General features: G+C 73.9%; 4 protein-coding genes. All 4 read right to left on the bottom strand.

The window, feature by feature from the left end; all coding sequences use genetic code 11:
* Positions 1–82: 82 nt before the first annotated feature.
* A complete protein-coding gene (locus tag SGFS_RS50445) occupies positions 83–862 on the bottom strand; it encodes an alpha/beta fold hydrolase (protein ID WP_286259575.1) in 780 nt (259 codons plus the stop codon).
* A 62-nt stretch (positions 863–924) separates the two neighbouring features.
* Positions 925–2,067: an alpha/beta hydrolase gene (locus tag SGFS_RS50440; protein ID WP_286259573.1), complete on the bottom strand. Its 1,143-nt coding sequence runs from the start codon at positions 2,065–2,067 to the stop codon at positions 925–927.
* Entirely contained in the window at positions 2,064–4,421 is a 2,358-nt protein-coding gene (locus tag SGFS_RS50435; RefSeq protein ID WP_286259571.1) for a thioester reductase domain-containing protein, read from the bottom strand. The genes SGFS_RS50440 and SGFS_RS50435 overlap by 4 nt, the downstream gene beginning before the upstream one ends.
* Positions 4,422–4,473: 52 nt before the next feature.
* Positions 4,474–18,408 (bottom strand): type I polyketide synthase, encoded by a 13,935-nt coding sequence (locus SGFS_RS50430; protein WP_286259569.1) that lies wholly within the window; start codon positions 18,406–18,408, stop codon positions 4,474–4,476.
* Positions 18,409–18,508: the final 100 nt, after the last annotated feature.

Below are 18,508 nucleotides of genomic sequence, written 5' to 3'. Positions count from 1 at the left end.
CCCGGCCGCGTGCCGGAGCTGCGCGAACACCGGGCCCGTCCGGACCCGAAGCTGGACCCGAAAGCTGGAGCTGGAGCCGAGATCACGCCTTGGTGGTGAGGAAGCCCTCCAGTGCCCTGGTCAGTTCCGCGGGCTTCTCCACCGGGAGTTCGTGGCCCGCGTCGATGATGCGGACCACGGCGTCCGGGTAGGCCTTGGCCATGCGGAGCATCTGGGAGACGGGCAGCTGGATGTCGTGGTAGCCGTGGATCAGGAGGGTGGGGGCGGTGATCTCGGGGACCCGGTCGAGGACGTCGAAGGCGCGCATGGCGCCGTAGAGGGTCATGACGACCTCGCGCGGGGTGGTCCCGGAGGCGCGGATGTACTCCTGGATCCGCTCGCGGGGGTAGCCGGGGGCGAAGGCGCGCTGGATGTTGGCGGCGACGAAGAGCTTGAAGGGGACCCGGGCCGAGGCGGCCATGAGCAGGCCCCTGCCCTTGTTGTACGTCATGCGGCTGATCGAGTTGACCAGCACCATGCGCTCCACCCGCTCCGGGTGGGACAGGGCGAGGGTCTGGCTGATCATGCCGCCCATGGAGTGGCCGACGGGAATGAAACGGTCGACCTTGAGGTGGTCGAGAAGGGCGAGGACGTCTCGCGCCAGCTCCTCGATCGTGCGCACTCCGGCGCCGCTGCTCTCCCCGTGCCCGCGCAGGTCGAGGCGGATGACCCGTCGTTCGCCGGAGAAGTGCGCCACCTGGTGGTCCCAGCGGTGGCGGTTGGCCGTCCAGCCGTGGATGAACACCAGGGGTACACCGTCGCCGTCGCGGGGGCCCTCGTCGTCGTACGTCAGTGTCGCGCCGTCGACTTCGAGCTGCGGCATGGGGGCCTCCTGCGGTGCGGTCCGGTTACTGTCCGGTACGTTAACCGGCCGCCGGGCGCGCGTCACCGTCGTTCGCCGAGGAAATCGAGGATGTGGCCGAAGACGTCCAGGGCCGCGCCCCGGCCCAGGAAGGTGTCGAGGTGACCGTAGCCCGGGATCTCGGTGTACGTCACGTCCAGCTGGGGCTGTCGGCGGGCGAGGATGTCGTGGCAGAGCTGCTGGGAGTCCAGCCACAGGCCGTTGTCACTGCCGGCCATCAGCAGGACGGGGGTGTCGATGCGGGCGGCCGCGTCCAGCGCGTTCGGGGGCAGGGCCTGGTAGCGGTGGTCGGTGTCGTGCCAGCGGACGACGCTGCGGGCCAGTTCGATCCGGCGCAGATGCGGGAGGATCCACAGCGGGGCGGGGCCGAGGAGGTCGGCGAGCCGGTTGTGGGTGGTCTCCGACAGATGCTCGTGGACGAAGAGCGAGGCGCCGGTGCCCCAGGCCGAGTTGTGCAGGATCTGGCAGGTGGGGTCGGGGCAGTCCGCCTTGCGGGAGGCGAGGGCGAAGAGCGCCGTGTACTTCGACCGGAGGCCGACCTTGCGGAAGTCGACCGGTATGTGGTCGATGCGGGACTTCAGCAGCTCCCCCGCCACCGTCATGCGCAGGGACGTGCGGCCCGCGAGCTTCGGGGTCAGGAACACCCCCTGCGAGACCACTCCCGCGAGACCGGGGACCAGACCCGCCGTCATGCTCAGCGACAGGGTGAGCGAGCCGATGCAGTGGGCGACCACGAACAGCGGGCGGTCGCCGATACGGCCGCGGATGTGGTTGACGGCGGCCGGGATGTCGTACAGCGCCACGTCGTCGTACGTGTACCTCTGGCCGGTCTCGTTGTACGGCAGCCGGCAGCTGCCCCGCCAGTCCAGCAGCCAGGGTTCGTAACCGTCGTCGAGGAGGGCGTCGACGAGGTTGCGGGTCTCGGGCAGCAGGAACATGTCGGCGGACGCCGTGTGCCCGTGGAGGAGGAGTACGGCGGGGCGGTTCGGTTCGCCGCTGTCGACGCGGGTGAGGCCCAGGCGTACGCCGTCGGCCGCCTGGAAGGGGATCTCCTCGACACGGGCCGGATCCAGGCGGTGCTGGAGCGGGCGCAGGGCCGCGGTGGTCCTGACCCGGCGGAGCGCGGGTCGGGTGGTGGTCCGGGGACCGGCCGTTCTGAAGATCATCGGTGGCGCTCCGTGAGGGTGGTGGGGCGGCGCAGGTCGAGCAGGTCCGCGGCGGCCCGGGCGAACGGGCCGAGCAGTCCGCGGCCCATCTCCAGACCGAACCAGGCGAGCCAGGTCAGCTTGGCGGCCCGCTTCTCCTGACCGGTCAGGCGCGGGTCGACGTGGATGCCGTCGATCTGGTCGCGGACGTAGGAGTCGGCGGGGACGACGACCTCGCCCGCCAGGCTCGCCGGTTCGCCCGCGCGGCCGATCTCGACGGTCAGGGCACGGGTCTGGCGCCACACGTCACGGCGGGCGCGGGCGTACTTGCGGCCGCGCAGCCACCAGCGGCCACCGTCGGCGTCCACCAACTCCAGCTGGTAGCTGATGAGTTGGTGGCGCATGCCGTGCTGTTCGGGGATGCCCTCCTCGGGGCGGACGACGAGGTCGCCGCGTTCGACGACGACCGGTTCGGGGTGGAGGGCCGGGCAGGTGAGTTCGCCCTGCACGTCGACCCGGCGTTCCTTCACCAGCTGGTGCATCCCGGCGATGGAGAGGGTGAGTCGCATGGCGCAGGGTGTGTCGGCGGGGGCGCCGACCGGGCCGACCGTGCCCTCGGTGTTCTCGGTGAACCACAGGTAGGGGGTGTCGTCCTTCTGGGGCAGCCGGGCGAGGCCGTCGTCGGCGAGCTTTTCGAACGTCTTCAGCTGGGCCTGCGCGTCATAGCGGGCGGCGGGCGGCAGACCGAGCGCCTCGACGAGGGCGGCGGTGCGGTCGTCGACGGCCGCCGGGCCCTTCAGGGTCGCCTCGCACAGCTTCAACGCGCTGGGGCTCTGCAACACCCGGGTGAGGAAGGTCAGTTCGGGAACCGGCTCGGCCTGGAGGCGGGCCAGGGCGTCGGCCCGCCATGCGTCCCAGTCCTGCACGCGGACGTGCATACCGCCGAGGGCCATGTCGCGTACGACATCGTCGAGGGTGTTGGGGACGCCGGTGAGGTTGTAGTCGTAGCCCCAGGCGTCGGGTTCGCAGATGACGGCGACGGCGGTGCGGCTCACCCAGTCCACCGGCGCCGCGTTGAGGTAACGGAAGGCAGGGACCGTGCGGAAGCGGGCGAAGGCGGAGATCAGGCCGCTGCTGAGGTCCTGCGGGTTGTACGCGCCGGTCCTGGTGTGGCCGCCGATGCCGCCCGGGCGCATGGCCGTCACCAGCAGGCCGTGGTCGCGGGCGCGGCGCAGCGCGACCTCGGCGGTCCACTTGGTCTGGTCGTAGCCGGCGATGAGGCGGTCGATGTGGGCGAGCGGGTCGTCCTCGCCCATGGCGGTGATGCCGACCTCGTTGAAGACGGCGATGGAGGAGATGTGGTGCAGCGGCTTGGGGCGGCCGGTCGCCGCCAGTTCGGCGAGCGTGAGGGCGCCGAGGACGTTGCTGGTGCGCAGCGAGTGGTAGCCGCGTAGGAAGTCCACGGCCGCCGCGACGCCGACGACGCTGTCCAGTTCGTGGGCGAGGCGGTGCCACAGCTCGTCGTCGAGGCCGAGGCGGGGCAGGCGGATGTCGCCGGGGAGGACCGTGATCCGGCGGCGGATCTCCGACGACCAGGGCAGCCGGTAGCTCTTCAGCGCTTCGCCGAGCCGGGCCGTGGCCGTCTCCTGGTCGGCCGCGCGCACCAGGCAGTAGACGTGCGCGTCGCTGTGCCGCAGCAGGTCCAGGAGCATATGGCTGCCGAGGAAGCCGGTGGCTCCGGTCAGCAGGACGCGGCGGGGCGGCAGCGGCTCGGGCGAGCGGGTGAAGGGGAGGCGGTCGGCGAGGGCGAGGTCGGCGAGGATCTGTTCGAGGTCCTCGGGGCGGGCGGTGGTGTAGGGGGCGGCGGGGGCAGTGGCCGGCAGGACCGGGGGCGGCGGGGCGTAGGGCGCGGCGGCCGGAAGGGTGAGCGGGGCGGGGGCGGTCGGAGAGACGACCGGGGCTGCCGGCGGGGCGTGTGTGGCCCCACTCGCCTCCAGCCACCGCCGGGCCAGGCTGATCGGCCTCGCGTCGGCGAACACCTCGTCCAGGTCGAACTCCATGCCGAGTTCGCTCTCCAGCTCCGCGACGAGTTCCACGGCGTGGACGGAGGTGCCGCCCGCGTCGAAGAAGTCCGCGTCGGGTGAGAGACGGCCCTCGGGGAGATGGCGGCCCGCCGCGGTGGCGATGGTGGCGGCCAGGGTGTCCACGTCCAGGGCACCCTCGGCGGCCGGTGCGGCGGCCTGAGCTGCGATCTCCCCGGACTCGGACGCACCCGCCGTCATGACCTTCGCCAGCAGGTCGTCCACGCCGAGCCCGCCACCGCCCCGCTCGATCGACTCGGCGTATGCCCGCGCGCCGTCGTTCACGTCACCCATGAGAGCCCTTCACGTTGTCCGCCGTCCTTTCCCTCACTGCTGCCGCGCCCCCTCACTGCCGCCAGGAGCGGAACGCCCGCAGGTGTTCCGGTGTGACCACGAGGTCCAGTCGCTCGTCGTCCACGTCCCCGCCGCCGAGCGCGGCGACGATACGCCGGGCCGGTGTGTTGCGCGGGGTTCGTTCCGCCGTCAGGTGGACCTTGGCGCAGCCCAGTTCGTCGGCGTGGTCGGCGAGCCACCCCAGCAGGCGTTCCTCGACGCCCCGGCCGAGCGCGCGGCAGCTCATCATCCAGGCCAGGACCTCGAGTTGGTCGCCGTCGGGGCGCAGGGCGAGCAGGCCGATCTGGCCGTAGTCGCCGAACCGGTCCCGGGCCGCCGCCGTCCACACCTCGCCGCGCTCGCGCCAGCGGGCGACGTCGCCGCCGTCGGCGGAACGGGCGCGCAGGGTGAACTGGTTGGTGCGGCGGACGAGTTGTTCGGCCCGCTGGACGTCGTCGTCGGTCAGGGCCCTGATGTCGACCTCCAGTTCCAGCTCGGCCAGGAACTCCTCGAAGTCGGCCTGCTGCTCGCGTACGGAGTCACGCTCGCGCTCCTGCTCGTAGAAACGTGCCCGGAGCGCGTCCTCGGCCGTCGCGGCGGCCGGGACGAGCGGCCACAACCGGCACAGGAAATCGGGCATTTCGGGCGTCGGCGGGCAGGTCACGGACAGCACCTGCGGCAGGGCGGCACGCATCTTGGCGATCTCGGCCGGGTTGTCGTCCAGGAAGAGGAAGCTGTCCAGGCCCAGGTTGAGAGTGCTCGCCGCGTCGGCCAGGCGGACCGGCTTGGGGCCCCAGGCGGCGGACAGGACGCTGAAGTGTTCCGGCTTGAGGAGGCTGTCCGGGCGATCCAGTACGGCACGGACGGTGTCCTCGTCGTTGTTGCTGACCAGCGCCAGCAGCGCGCCCGCCGCCCGCCACTGGAGCAGCCTGCGGGCCAGCAGCGCGCGTGGGCCGGTCAGGTCCACCGCCTCCGGTCCGATCTCCCCGGCGACCCCGCCCCACAGGGTCTCGTCGCCGTCGACGGCGATCACCTTCGGCGCGGGGCGCCCCACCGCCCGTACGGCCTCGGCGAGGCGCAGGGCCACCGCCGCCTGGAAGTGCGCGGTGAAGGGCAGGTGGGCGAGGCGTTCGGTGCGCTCGTCGAAGCGTTCGGCGACGGAGTGGTGGCGGGTCCAGTCGTCGGGGCCGAGTACCGCGATGCCGGGCTGTTCGGCCAACTCTGCGGCGATCTCGCGCTCCCATCGTGCGAGGCGTTCGTCGTCGCGGCCGGAGGGCAGGAAGCCGACGATCAGCGACTTGCGGGTGCGCTCGGCGACGGCCCGCAGCGCGGCCGGGTACGCGGTGCGCAGCTCGGCGAGGAGTGCGTCGTCCACCGGGCCGAACCGTTCCAGGTCCGTCGCCCGCAGCAGCGCCACGCCCACGGTGGTCGTGGGGTCGGCGAAGACGCCGGAGGGATCGCGGAGGCTTGCCAGCACCTGGTGGTAAGGGGCTTCGGCGACGGTCGGGCCGCCGTCGGGCGCACCCTCGCCGACCGCCGTCCCGATCATCAGGGGAAGGTTGCCGAGGGCGAAGGTGGCGGCGAGGGCGAGGCCGCGGCGCGGGGCCGCTGTGACCGGGGTGCTCTCGGCCGTCGTACGCACCGGTGCCGTTGGGTCCTCGACCGTCACACGCACCGGCGCCGTCGGATCGTCCACCGCCGCCGCGAGCAGCCCCAGGAACTCCTCCCCCAGTCCCGTCGCGGTCGCCGCGTCCAGGATGTCGAGGTTGTGGTCGAGGCGGACGCTGCCCGCGTCCGGCGTCATGGTGATCATGAGGTCGAGGTCGGAGTAGCCCGTGCCGACGGGCAGCACCTCCAGGTTCGTCAGTCGACCCGAGGCCGACCGTACGTAGTTGAAGTACACCTCGACCAGGGGCGCGTCGGCCCGATACAGGCCCTGCTTGGCCAGGGTCGGCAGGACGTCGGAGAACATGACGCCCTTGGCGAGGACCTTCGCGAGACGGGCGTCGGTGCGGCGCAACACCTCCTCGATCCGCTCCCCCGCACGGGCTTCCGCCGGGAACGGCACCGGGACTCCGAAGAAGCCCACCGCGTCGAACGCGTCGGCGTGGATGCGGGTGTCCACGGGCACGGCGAGCACGAAACGCTCACGTTCGCGCCTGCGGGCCAGCAGGACGGTCAGGGCGCCGAGGCAGAAGGCGGCGGGGGTGACGGCGAGGCCGCCGGCGGCCGCCGAGACCTGCGCCATGAGTCCGTCGGGGATCGTGACGGTGACGCTTCCGGCGCGGTACGACCGCTGCTGCGGGCGTGGCCGGGCGAGGGTCAGGTCGAGGCGGGCGCTGCCGTGGAAGGCCTCGCGCCACTCGTCGGGTCCGTTCGACGCGGCTGTGCGCGGCCCTGGTTGCTGCGCCTCGATCAGCAGGTCGATGTCCCGGTTGGTGACCGTGTCGCCGAGCGGGGTGCCGGTGAGTTCCGCGTCGATCTCGCCCGCGACCAGCAGGAGCGACTGGAGGTCGCTCACCGCGTGGTGGGCGCCGAAGACCAGGGTCTGGCCGTGGTCCGTACCGCCGTCGAGCAGTTCGAAGCGCCACAGGGGTGCCGTCGCCAGGTCGAACGGCGGTTCCAGCAGCGCGCGCAGCCGGTCGCCGGCGTCGAGTCCGGCATCGGCGGTCGCGGTCGTCCAGCGCAGCAACGGCTCCGCGGGCTCCCGCTCGACCCGCAGCTGCCGTGCGCCACCGGTGCTCCCGGAGACGATCGCCGTGCGCAGGGCCGCGTGCCGTCCGGCGAGCCTGGTGAGGATGCCGGTGAGGGCGTCGCGGGTGGTCGGGGTGGTGAGGCGTACGGCGAGGCCGACGGCGTGCGCGGCGCCCGGCATGTTCGCCGACGCGCTCCTGAGCAGTCGTACGACATCGCGGGTGGCGGGCCGCAGTTCGCTGTCGGGCACGGTCTCCGGGGTGGGCTGTGTCGCCGTGTCCGTGGCCCGTTCGGGCAGGGCGGCCGCGAGGGTCCGGGCGAGGCCCCGGATGTCGGCGGCCGAGAAGACGGCGGCGGCCGGGAGTTCCACGCCCAGTTCGCGGGCGAAGGCGTTGCGGAGCCGCACCAGCATCAGGGAGTCCAGGCCGAGTTCCTTCAGGGCCGTGGTCGCGGACACCTCGGCGCCGCCGCCGGAGACATCACGGACCCTGGCCCGTACGTACGCTTCGATCCGCTCGGCGCGCTCGGTGTCCGTCGTGGCGTCGAGGACCTGCTCGACCAGGGCGTCCGGTGTCTGTGAACCGCCCGTCGGGAGGGTGATCAGGTCACCGAGGATCGGGCGCGTGCGGGCGGCGCCTGGGTCGAGGGCGAGCATCTCCCAGTCCAGGGCGAGGGGTGCGAGCTGGCGGCGCTCGGTGGACAGGACCCGGTCGAAGAGTTCGCCGCCGTCCTGCGGGGAGAAGGCGACCAGGCCGGAGCGGGCCGTCTCGGTGGCGCGGGTGCCGGATTCGGCGACCATGCCGACGCCCGTCCAGGCACCCCAGTCCAGGCTCAGCGCCCGGCGGCCGGTGCGGGCGAGGTGGTGGGCCCACGCGTCGAGGAAGGCGTTCGCCGCCGAGTACGGACTCTGCCCGGCGGAACCGAGGAGACCGGCCGCCGAGGCGAACAGCACCAAGTCATGTGCTTCGGGGACCAGTTCGGTGAGGAGGGTGGTGCCGAGGACCTTGGGGGCGAGGACGCGCAGGACGCGTTCGTCGGTCAGGTTCGCCACGGTCGCGTCGTCGAGGACACCGGCCGCGTGGACGACTCCGGCGATCGGCCCGGCTTCGTGTCGTACGGCGTCCAGGGCGGTCCTGAGACCGGCGCGGTCGGCGACGTCGGCGCGGGGCAGGAGCACGGTGACGCCGCGTTCCTCCAGGCCCTTGATCCAGTCGGCGGTGTCCGGGCCCGGGGTTCCCCGGCTCAGCAGGGCGAGGCCGCGGGCGCCGCGCCGGACCAGTCGCTCGGCGACGACCCGGCCGAGGCCGCCGAGGCCACCGGTGATCAGATACACGCCGTCGGGGGTGATCCGGCCGTGTCCGCCGTCGTCGGGGCGGGTGCGGGTCAGGCGGGGCACCAGGCGGCCCGCTCCGCGCAGCGCGACGAGGCGTTCGTCGTCGGCGTGGCGCAGCTGGGTCCACAGGGCGTCGATGCCGTCGATGGGCGGCAGGGCGTCCGTACCGTCGCGGGGAGGCAGGGCGTCCGTACGGTCACCGAGAGGCAGTGCGTCCGTACCGCTGCTGGGCGGCAGGTCGATGAGGGTGGTCGCCAGTTCCGGGTGCTCCTGGGCCACCGCGAGGCCGAAGCCCCAGGCCAGGGCCTGCTCCGGGTGCGTCACCCGCGTACTGTCACCGGCGGCCTGGCTGCCGCGGGCGACCACGAAGAGGCGTGGCGCCCGGCCGTGCGCCGGCCGTTCGGCGAGGGTCCGCACCAGGTGCAGTGTGCTCAGGCAGGCCAGGCGGGCCGCCTCCTCGGCCGTACGGTCGTCGGTCACCGCGGGGGCGTCGAGTGCGGAGAGTTGGACCACTCGGCCGGGCGGCGCGTCCGGGTAGGCCTCGTCGAACAGGCGGGCCAGGTGCCGCTGATCGGCCGGGTCCAGGACGTAGCGGCCGGGGCCCTCGACCGCGAACCCCTCGCCCCTGCGGGCGATCACATGCGGCACGGCGGCCTGGCTCAGCCGGTCGGCGAGCGCGGCGGCCACACCCGTGTCGTCGGCGAGGATCAGCCAACTGCCGCCGCCGGGAGCCTCCTTCGCGGCCGGGCGGGGCTGCCAGCGGGTCTCGAAGAGGGCGCCGTCCAGCGGCGAGAGCGCGGCGAGCCTGAACTCCACGGCCTCCAGGACGAGTTGCTCGTCCTCGTCGAACAGGGCGAGGTCGAGGAGCGCGGTGTCGCCGTCCACGGAACGCAGTCGGCAGGTCACCCACGTGGGCGTGGTCGTCAGCCCCGTGAACCGCAGGCGTCCGACCCCGGCGGGCACGAAGGCCCGGCCCTCGGGTGCGTCCCCCGGCAGGGCGGCCGTGTGGAAGGCGGCGTCGAGGACGGCGGGGTGCAGGAGATGTCCGGCGGCGGGCTTCGGCGCGAGCCGGCCGAGGGCGGCGCCGCCCGCGCGGTGACCTTGTGCGAGTCCTCGGAAGGCGGGGCCGTAGTCGATGCCGAGGGCGCCGAGTCCGGTGTAGACCGCCGACAGGTCGACGTCCCGCCTGCACTCGGCGCGCAGCTCGGCGAGCGGCTCGGTCCTCGGGGGTGTGTCGTCCGCGCTTGGGGCGACACGCCCGGTGACGTGCCGCTCCCATCGTGCTTGCCCGGTGCCGGTGGCCGCCGAGGAGATGGTGAACTCCCGCCGCCCGTCCTCGGCGGGCCGCAGCACCAGTTGCAGCCGTGCGGGCCGCTCCGCGTCCAGGCGCAGCGGCTGGAGGAACGCGACGTCGGTCAGGCGTATGTCGCTCCGGCCCAGCGCGGACACGGCCTCCAGGGCCATGTCCAGGAAGGCGGCCGCGGGCAGCCACACCTCGCCGGTGACCCGGTGGTCGGTGAGGTAGGCGAAGCGGGGGTCGCGCAGGTCGATGTCGGTCTGGAAGAGGTGCCGGTCGGGTTCGTCGCTGGCCTCGATGTGCGTGCCCAGCAGCGGTGCGCCCGCGTCGGTGCGGGGGGCGGGGGCGAGCCAGTGGCGTTCGCGGGCGAAGGCGTAGGTGGGCAGGTCGACGCGGCGGCCGGCCGGGAACAGGGGCGCCCACTCGGGTGTGTGCCCGGCCGCGTACAACTCGCCGAGTCCCCGCAGCAGAACGCCCTGGCCGTCCTGTCGCCTGCGCAGGGACGCGACGCTCACGGCGTCGATGCCCGCCTCGGCGGCCACGGCCTCGATCGACGAGCCGAGCGAGGGGTGGGGGCTCAGCTCGACGAAGTAGCGGTAGCCGTCGTCCAGCATCCGCCGGATCGCGTCCGCGAACCGCACGGGTTCGCTGAGGTTGGCGTACCAGTACCCGGCGTCCAGCCGTTCCCCGGACACCGGCTCCGCCAGCACCGTCGAGTACAGCGGGACCGGGGTCCGAACGCCCCGGACGGCGGCGAACCGGTCGAGGAGTTCCTCGCGGACCGGGGCCATGAGGGGGGTGTGCGAGGCGAAGGCCGTGGACAGTGGCCGGGCGGGGATGTCCTGGTCGTCCAGGTGTCGGCGCAGTGCGGCCAGGGCGTCGGCCTCGCCGGAGACGGCCGTGGAGTCCGGGCTGTTGACGGCCGCGACGAACAGGCGGCCCGCGTACGGCGTGAGCAGTTCCTCGACCTGGGGGCGGGGCAGGTGCACGGCGAGCATGCCGCCCTTGCCCGCCAGCGGTACGACGGCCCGGGCACGCCCGGTGATCACGGTCACGGCGTCGTCGAGGGTGAGGGACCCCGCGACGTAGGCGGCGGCGATCTCGCCCAGGCTGTGCCCGACCACGGCGTCCGGGGCGACGCCGAGCGCGCGCCAGGCAGCGCCCAGGGCGGCGTTGACGGCGAACAGCACCGGCTGGAGGATCTCGGTCCGCTCCAGCTCGGCTTCTCCGTCCCGCAGGACGTCGAGCACGGACCAGCCGGCACGCGCGTGGATCGCCCGGTCGATGCGGGTCAGTTCCGCACGGAAGGCGTTCGAGTCGGTCATCAACTCCAGGCCCATGCCCGGCCATTGACCGCCGTGGCCGGCGAACACGAAGGCCACCTTGCCGGTCTGATCCTCGCGAGGCGCGGGCAGGGGTGTCCGCCCGTCCGCCAACTCGTCGAGCCGGGCGCGCAGTTCGCCCCTGTCCCCGGCCACGATCGCCGTACGCCGCTCGAAGTGGCTGCGGTGCCGGGCCAGGGTGAAGGCGACGTCGGACAGCTCGGCACGCTCGTCGTGCACATACTCGGCGAGGCGTGCGGCCTGGCCGCGTACGGCCGCCTCGCCGCGCCCGGAGAGCACGAACAGCCGCTTCCCGGGTGCGGGGCGTTCCGTCGGCTCCGCCTCGACGGCTCCCGGCGCCTCCTCCACGATCACGTGCGCGTTGGTGCCGCTGATGCCGAAGGCGCTCACACCGGCCCGCCGGGTCCGTCCGTCGGCCGGCGCCCAGGCCACCGCGTCGTGCAGCAGGCTCAACCCGCTGCCGTCCCAGTCGACGTGCCGACTGGGGGTGCCGGCGTGCAGGGTGCGCGGGAGGGACCGGTGGCGCAGCGACTGGACCACCTTGATCAGGCCGAGGACGCCGGAAGCGGCCTGCGCGTGGCCGATGTTGGACTTGAGCGAGCCCAGGTACAGCGGCCGGTCGTGCGGCCGGGAGGCGCCGAAGACCTCGGCCAGGGCGTTCGCCTCGATCGGATCGCCGAGCGTGGTGCCCGTGCCGTGGGCCTCGACGTGGTCGATGTCGGCGGGCTCCAGACCGGACTGTTCCAGCGCCCGCCGGACGACCTGCTCCTGTGCGGGGCCGTTCGGGGCGGACAGGCCCTGGCTGCGGCCGTCCTGGTTGACGGCCGTGCCGCGCAGCACGGCCAGTACCTCGTCGCCGTCGCGCCGGGCGTCGCTCAGCCGCTTCAGTACGACCATGCCGGCGCCCTCGGACCAGATGGCGCCGTCGGCGTCGTCGGAGAAGGAGCGGCAGCGGCCGGTCGGCGACAGGCCGCGCAGTCGGCTGAACTCCACGAAGGTCTGCGGGGTCACCATCAGGGTGACGCCACCGGTGAGCGCCAGGTCGCACTCGCCGGAGCGCAGCGCCTGGGCCGCCAGATGCACGGCCACCAGCGACGACGAGCACGCCGTGTCCACGGTCAGGGCCGGTCCGTTGAGTCCCAGCGCGTACGCGAGCCGCCCCGAGGCCACGCTCAGCGCCGAGCCGGTGCCGACGTAGCCGTCCAGCTGGTCGAGGCGGGAGCCCGCCAGATACTCGCTGCCGAACATTCCGACGTAGACACCGGTGGTGCTGCCCGCCAGCTCGGCGGGCACGATCCCGGCGCGCTCCAGCGCCTCCCAGGCCGTCTCCAGCAGCAGCCGCTGCTGCGGGTCCATGGCGGCGGCCTCCTTCGGGGTGATCCCGAAGAAGCCCGCGTCGAAGGAGTCGATGTCGTCGAGGAAGCCGCCCTCGCGGGCGTAGGACTTGCCCATGGCGTCCGGGTCGGGGTCGTAGAGCGACTCCACGTCCCAGCGGTCGGCGGGGAAGGGCCCCACCGCGTCCCGCCCCTCGGCGACCAGCCGCCACAGGCCCTCCGGGTCGGTGACTCCGCCGGGCAGCCGGCAGGCCATGGCGACGACGGCCACCGGTTCGTCGACGGCGGGCGTTTTCGCGGCGGCGGGCCGGGCGACGGCACGACGGGCGGTCGCCGTACGGCCGTCCGTGGCGAGCGCGGTGCGCAGCAGGTGCTCGGCGAGCCGTGCCGGAGTGGGGTGGTCGAAGAGGAGGGTCGCGGGGAGCTTGGCGCCGATACGGGTGCCGATACGGTTCCGCAGTTCGACGGCGGTCACGGAGTCCATGCCGAGGTCACGCAGCGGCTGGTCGGGGCGGACGGACTCCGCCGAGCGCAGGCCGAGGGCGCGGGAGGCCTCCTCGCGGATCAGGGCGAGGACGCGTTCGGCGCGTTCGGCCTCCGGGAGCCGGGCGAGGCGGTCGGCGAGACCGTCGCCCTCTCGGCTCGTGCGGGGCGCGGGCAGCAGGGAACGCCACAGGGCGGCCGAACCGCCGTCCGAGTGCGCCGTGCCGGCCCGCAGCCGGGGCAGGTCCAGGGCCCAGGCGACCAGGTGCGGGGTGCCCCGGCGCAGGGAGAGTTCGACGAGTTCGCGTCCCTGGTCGGGGGTGAGGGCACGGTGGCCGAGACGGGCCATCCGCTCCAGGTCGGCGTGCTCGACGGCGAGGCCCTCGCCCGCCCAGGCGCCGAAGGACACCGATACACCGGGCAGGCCCAGGGCCCGTCGGTGGTGGGCGAGTTGGTCGAGGAAGACGTTGGCCGCCGCGTAGTTGCCCTGACCCGCGTTGCCGACGACACCGGCGGCCGAGGAAACCAGCAGGAACAGGTCGAGCGGCAGCTCTGCGGTGAGCCGGTGCAGATGCGCGGCGCCGTCGACCTTGGGGCGCAGCACCTCGGCGAGGCGCTCGGGGGTCAGCTCGGTGACCACACCGTCGGCCAGGACACCGGCGCAGTGCACGACACCGCGCAGCGGCCACTCGTCGCCGATCCGGCCGAGTAGGTCCGCCACGGCCGCCGCGTCCGCGATGTCGCACGCCGCCACCTCGGCCTCGGCGCCGAGCGCGGCGAGTTCGGCGGTGACCTCGGCGGCACGCGTGTCGGCAACGCCCTGACGAGACGTCAACAGCAACCGCGGAACACCGCGTTCGGCGAGGAGGTGCGCGATGTGCCGTCCGACCGCGCCGAGGCCGCCGGTGATCAGCACGGTGCCGTCGGTGGGCACCGCCGTGCGCCTCGGCACGCGGGACTCCGCTGGGCGAGGCGCCGGTTCCGCCGTCAGGTCGACCGGCTCGTACCGGTCCCCAACCGGGACGCGGGGCACAGCCGCGGCACGGGCACGCACCAGCCTGGGGGCGAGCAACGCGCCTGCCCGAAGGGCGAGTTCGGGCTCGTCCGCGCAGGCGACCGCCCTCTCCAGCCCCGCCGGGGAGTCGACGTCGAGCAGGGTCAGCCCCAGGTCCGGGTGCTCGGTGCGGGCACTGCGCGCCAGGCCCCACAGCACCGACTGGGCGAACCCGGACGCCAGGTCGCCGTCACCGGTCGCGACCGCGCCCCGGGTCACCCACACCGTCCGGGCGGGCGTCTCCTCCGGCGGGAGTGCGATGAGCGCCTGGAGTTCGGCCAGCGCCGTGGCAGCCAACTCCTGTGCCAAGGCGGCCGGTTCGGCCTCGTCCGACGGCTGCGGCCAGAACCGTACGAGGATGTCGCCGCCCGTGTCGGCCACCTCGATCCCCGACTCGGCGAGGCCGCCCAAGGCCGCCGCGATCTCCGGGTCCGAGGTGTCGCCGGACACCGACCACGTGGTGGGCGACGCCCCGCTCGGCCCGTCGGGCACCGCCGTCCACACCACCTCGTACAGATGACGGGCGTTCTCCGAACCGCTGTCGAGGTCCGCCGGGTCGGCGGCCCGCAGTCGTACGCCCTCCAGCCGGCCCACCGGAAGCCCGTCGGTGTCCCACAGGGCCACGTCGAGCGTGAGGTCGCTGTCGGAGGCGCCGGTGCGGCGCACGGACGCGATCAGGTCGGTGGCTCCGCCGGGCGGCAGGACACAGCGGCCCACCGCGACCGGGAGCAGTACCCGGCGGTCGGAGGGGTCGAGCGCGGCCGCCACGTGGAGGGCGGCGTCCAACAGCGCGGGGTGGACGGGATAGGGGTCGGCCGTGTCGCGGGCCTCGGTGGGCAGGACGAGCCGGGCGAGGAGCTCGCCGTCGGCGGTCACGACCGCTTCCCGTACGCCTCGGAAGGCGGGGCCGTAACCGAGGCCGAGCGCGGTCAGGCGGTCGTACGTGTCCGGGGTCCAGGACGGTTCGGCGGCCCCGGGCCACTGCGGAGGCGGTCCGGAGTCCGCCGGGGCGGAGTCGGCCGCGGAGGCGGTGGCGTGCAGGGTCCAGCCCTGGATCTCCTGGCCGCGCGGCCGGCTGTGCACGGTGATCTCGGGAACGGGGCCGGCGGTGACGACCTCCACGGACACCTCGACCGTGCCGGAGGACGGCAGGGTGAGGGGCGTGAGGACGATCAGGTCGGTGACGTCGCAAGGGGCGTCCGGGCGGGCCACCTCCAGGGCGGCACGGCACAGCTCCATCAGGGTCGTGCCGGACACCACGGTCCGGCCGAACACGGCGTGGTCGGGCAGCCAGTCGGCGGTGGCCGGCGACCACTCGCCCCGGAAGGTCCAGCGGGACTCGTCCGCCGACTGCAGCTGGACGCCGAGGAGCGGGTGCGCGGCACGGTCGAAGAGTCCGGGGGCCCCGGCGGCCGACTCCGGCTCGATCCAGTGCCGCTGGAGATCCCAGGCGTACGTCGGCAGCTCGGCCGCCGGGGCGATTCCGGAGCTGAGCCTGCGCCGGTCGACGGTCCGGCCGTGGACGTGGAGTTCGGCGGCGGCCCGGTCCAGGCAGGCGGGGCCGTCCTCGTCGCGGCGGAGCGAGCCGACGGCGACCAGGTCCTCGTCGATCGTGCGCACGGCGGTGAGCAGGGACGGGTGGGGGCTCAGCTCGACGAAGTACCGGTAGCCGTCGGCCGCCATCCGCTCGACGGTGGGCGCGAAGCGGACCGGTTCACGGAGGTTGGTGTACCAGTAGTCGGCCTCCAGCTCCTCGGTGACCGGTTCGCCGGTGACCGAGGAGTACCAGGCCACGGAGGCCGGGTAGGTGGTGACGCCGTCGAGTTCGTCGAGGATCGTGGCGCGTACCGGTTCGACCTGGTCGCTGTGGGAGGCGTAGTCGACGTCGAGGCGACGGACGAAGACCTGCTCGCGTTCGAACTCGGCGAGCAGGGCCAGCAGCGGTTCGACCTGGCCGGCGATCACCGTGGAGCGGCCGCTGTTGACGGCGGCGACGAAGACGTGGTCGGGGAGGCGGGGCTCGACCTCGGTGTGCGGCAGGGCCACGACGGCCATGGTGCCGGTGCCGGACAGTTCGGTCAGGGCCTGGCTGCGCAGGGCGACGACCGCGGCGGCGTCGTTCAGGCTCAACGCCCCGGCGACACAGGCGGCGGCGACCTCGCCCTGGCTGTGCCCGATCACGGCGTCGGGACGGATGCCCCGGGCCCGCCACACGGCGGCGAGGGACACCATCACGGCGAACAGGACCGGCTGCACGACGTCCACACGGTCCAGGGAGGGCGCGTTCGCGTCACCGCGCAGGACGGCCGCGACGGACCAGGTGGTGAAGGGGCGCAGGGCGGCGTCGCAGCGGTCGAGTTCGTCCGCGAACACCGGGTCCCGGTCGAGCAGGTCGCGGGCCATGCCGGTCCACTGGGCGCCCTGGCCGGGAAAGACGAAGGCCAACTTGCCCGGGGGGAGGGTGTGCTGGGGGCCGACGGTGAAACCGGGGTCGGGCTGTCCGTCGGCGAGGGCGCGCAGCGCGGTCAGCAGGTCGTCCCGTTCGGCGGCCTGGACGACGGCCCGGTGCTCGAAGTGCGTGCGGTGGTGGGTGAGCGTGGCGGCGACGGAGGGCAGGGGCAGCTCGGGGTCGGCCGCGAGCGCCGCGTGGAGGCGGGCGGCTTGGCCGTGGAGGGCGGGGAGGGTGCGGGCGGAGAGGGGGAAGAGGTGCGGACGAAGCGTTTCTTCCGAACCGGCGCCGGGCCGGGCCGCCAGGCCCTCCGGTGCATCGCCGGGCCGGGCCCGCACATCATCCGGCGCCTCCTCGGGTGCTTCCTCCAGCACCACGTGCGCGTTCGTCCCGCTGATCCCGAACGCGCTCACCCCGGCCCGGCGCACGCGGCCCTCGCCGCGCGGCCACGCCACCGCGCCGGTGTGCACGCGCAGGCCGCTGTCCGCCCAGTCGATGTGCTCGGTCGGGGTCTCGGCGTGCAGGGACGCGGGCATCTGCCCGTGTCCGAGGGCGAGGACCGTCTTGATGACGCCGCCGATGCCCGCGGCGGCCTGGGTGTGGCCGATGTTGGACTTCAGGGAGCCGATGCCGAGGGGGCGGTCGGCCGGGCGGCCCGGGCCGAAGACGGCGGCCAGGGCGCGGCCCTCGATGGGGTCGCCGAGCTTCGTGCCGGTGCCGTGGGTCTCGACGTGGTCGAGGTCGTCGGGGTGGAGCCCGGCCGCGTCCAGGGCGGCGCGCAGGACGCGTTCCTGGGCGGGGCCGCTGGGCGCGGACAGGCCCTGGCTGCGGCCGTCCTGGTTGATCGCGGAGCCCTTGACGACGGCGAGGACCCGGTCGCCGTCCCGCCGGGCGTCCGCGAGCCGCTTGAGCAGCACCAGACCACAGCCCTCGGCCCACACCACACCGTCCGCGTCGGCCCCGAACGGGCTGCACTTCCCGGAGGGCGAGAGGCCGCGCAGGCGGCTGAACTCGACATGGCCGCGCGGGGTCACGAGCAGCGTCGCGCCACCGGCGATCGCGAGGTCGCACTCACCGGCCGCGAGGGCCCGGGCGGCCAGGTGCAGGGCGACCAGGGAGGAGGAGCAGGCCGTGTCGACGGTGACCGCCGGGCCCTGGAGGCCGAGGGTGTAGGCGATGCGCCCGGAGGCCACGCTGGACGCCGAGCCGGTGCCCACGTGCCCGTCGAGTTGGCCGAGCGCGGCCGAAGCGAGGTATCCGCTGTCGTACAGGCCGATGTAGACCCCCGTGGAACTGCCGTTCAGGGTGTCGGGGACGATGCCGGCGCGTTCGATCGTCTCCCAGGTGGTCTGCAGGAGCAGCCGCTGCTGGGGGTCCATGGCCGCGGCCTCGCGGGGCGAGATACCGAAGAAGGACGCGTCGAAGCGGTCGATGTCGGTGAGGAAGCCGCCGCGCAGGGTGTAGGCCTTGCCGGTGGCCTCCGGGTCGGGGTCGTACAGGCCCTGGGTGTCCCAACGTCCCGCGGGTACCTCGGTGACGGCGTTCCCGCCCGTGGTCAGCAGCCGCCACAGCGCCTCGGGGTCGTCGGCGCCGCCGGGGAAGCGGCAGGCCATGGAGATGATCGCGATGTCGTCGTCGGGCCGTACGCGTGGCGCGGCCGTCTCGGTCCGGGTGCCGGTGGACCGGTCGTCGAGGACCGCTTCGGCGATCGCCGCGATGGTGGGGTGGTCGTAGACGAGGGTGGGGTCCAGGGTGCGGCCGATCCGCTCGGACAGACCGGCGGCCAGAGTCACCAACTGGCGTGAGCCGAGGCCGAATTCCGCGATCGGTCGCTGTGGGTCGACGGCCAGCGGGTCCAGTCCGGCCGCGTCGGCGACGGCCGACGCCAGCCAGGTCCGCACATCCTCCACGGTCGTGGCGGACGTCTCGGGGGTGTGCTTCGGTGACTCGTTCGCAGGCATCTGGGCAGGTGTCCTCGTGAACTGGGGCTCAGGAGCGGATTTCCGGTTTCCGGCTGTCGTACGACCGCTCACGGCCGGTGGACCGGACGGGGTGTACGGC

This window comes from Streptomyces graminofaciens (genome assembly GCF_030294945.1).
Taxonomy (GTDB): Bacteria; Actinomycetota; Actinomycetes; order Streptomycetales; family Streptomycetaceae; genus Streptomyces; species Streptomyces graminofaciens.
This window is presented reverse-complemented; position numbering and strand designations above follow the sequence as displayed.